This is a genomic window from Devosia sp. (assembly GCF_041917035.1).
In the GTDB taxonomy this organism is placed as follows: domain Bacteria; phylum Pseudomonadota; class Alphaproteobacteria; order Rhizobiales; family Devosiaceae; genus Devosia_A.
Genome location: NZ_JAYRYM010000422.1, coordinates 1 through 1,934, shown reverse-complemented (window position 1 = coordinate 1,934; position 1,934 = coordinate 1). Strand labels below are relative to the sequence as shown.

Here is a 1,934-nt window from a genome sequence, read left to right as displayed (position 1 = left end):
AAGGCCGGCCAGCAGCGCGTCACCGAGATTCTCAAGCAGGAAGAAGACCGCTTCTTCGCCACCATCGAAAACGGCATGGCGATCCTCGAAGGCGAACTCGCCGCAATGGCCGCCGCCGGCAACACCGTGTTCAACGGCGAAACGGCCTTCAAGCTCCACGACACCTTCGGCTTCCCGCTCGACCTCACTGCCGACGTCTGCCGCGAGCGTGGTGTGACCGTCGACGCCGCGGCCTTCGACGCCGCGATGGCCCGCCAGAAGGAACAGGCCCGCGCTGCCGGCAAGTTCAAGATGGCCGCCAACCTCGAATACGACGGCCCGGCCACCACCTTCCACGGCTACGAAGGTCTCGAAGCCAAGGGCAACGTGCTGGCGCTGTACAAGGACGGTGTGGCCGTCAATGAACTGGTCGAGGGCGACATGGGGGTCGTGGTGCTCGACGACACCCCGTTCTACGCCGAGTCCGGCGGCCAGGTGGGCGACCGGGGCGAGCTGCGCTCGGTCCACGGCATTTTCGCGGTCGAAGACACCCAGAAGATCCAGGCCACCGTGTTCGGCCATCACGGCGTGGTCACCACCGGCAAGCTGACCGTCGGCAACGGCGTCACCGCCCGCGTGGATTCGCTGGCGCGGGTTCGCACCGCCCGCAATCACTCTGCCACTCACCTGATGCATAAGGCGCTGCGTCAGGTGCTGGGCGAGCACGTTCAGCAGAAGGGTTCGCAGGTCGATCCCGACAAGACCCGTTTCGACTTCGTGCATACCCAGCCGATGACCAATGCGCAGATTCGGGAGGTCGAAAACATCGTCAATGCCGAGATCCTCGCCAATGCGGCCTGCGAAACGCGCGTGCTGCCCATCGAGGATGCCCAGAAGCTGGGTGCGATGATGCTGTTCGGCGAGAAGTACGGCGATTCGGTGCGTGTGCTCGATATCGGCAGTTCGCGCGAACTCTGCGGCGGCACGCACGTAGCGCGCACCGGCGACATCGGCCTGTTCAGCATCGTGGCCGAAGGCGGTGTTGCGGCCGGTGTGCGCCGCGTCGAAGCGGTGACCGGCGACAACGCGCTGCGTTACGTGCAGGGCATGGAGACTGCGCTGGGTGGCGTGGCGGGCACCCTCAAGGTGCTGCGCAGCGAAGTGCCGGTCCGTGTCAACGCCCTGCTCGAGCAGACCCGTCGCCTCGAACGCGAACTGGCGGCGATGAAGGGCAAGCTGGCGTCCGCGCAGGGCGACGACCTCGCCGGCTCGGCACAGGATGTGAATGGCGTGAAGGTGCTCGCGGCCCGGCTCGACAGCGTCGACCCGGCGGCACTCCGCGAGACGCTCGACAAGCTCAAGGACAAACTCAAGTCGGCAGCCATCGTGCTGGCGACTTCGACCGATGGCAAGGTGAGCCTGATCGCCGGCGTCACCTCCGATCTGACCGGCAAGGTTAAGGCCGGAGAGTTGGTGAACTTTGTCGCCCAGCAGGTTGGCGGCAAGGGCGGCGGCCGTCCGGACATGGCGCAGGCCGGCGGCACCGACGCTTCGGCCTTGCCGGCCGCGTTGGCGTCCGTGACCGCTTGGGTCGGTGGCAAGCTGGGCTGATCGGCATGAGCTACGGCGAATGGCGCTATTGCCCCCAGTGTGGGAGCCCGCTCGAATGGGGCGAGGTGGCGGGGCGCCATCGCCAGCTCTGTTTCAACCCGCCCTGCGGCTTCGTGCGTTGGGACAACCCGCTGCCGGTGGTTGCCGCGATCATCGAATGCGTGGATCGCGACGGCGCGGTGCTGATTGCCCGCAACCGGGCGTGGCCGGAGAAGACTTTCGGCCTCGTCACCGGTTTCCTGGAGCGCGACGAAACGCCCGAGGCTGCCGTCGCACGGGAAGTGCGTGAGGAGGTCAGCCTCGATACCGTTGCAGTGACGCTGGTCGGCGTTTATCCCTTTGCG

At 66.5% G+C, this 1,934-nt stretch carries 2 protein-coding genes; both read left to right on the top strand.

Annotated features, from left to right (window positions below; translation table 11 throughout):
- The coding region (gene alaS, locus ACE3TU_RS21870) for an alanine--tRNA ligase (protein WP_374627964.1) at nt 1-1,590 on the top strand (1,590 nt) is incomplete at its 5' end.
- Between the two features lie 5 nt (nt 1,591-1,595).
- The coding region (locus ACE3TU_RS21865; protein ID WP_374627963.1) for an NUDIX domain-containing protein at nt 1,596-1,934 on the top strand (339 nt) is incomplete at its 3' end.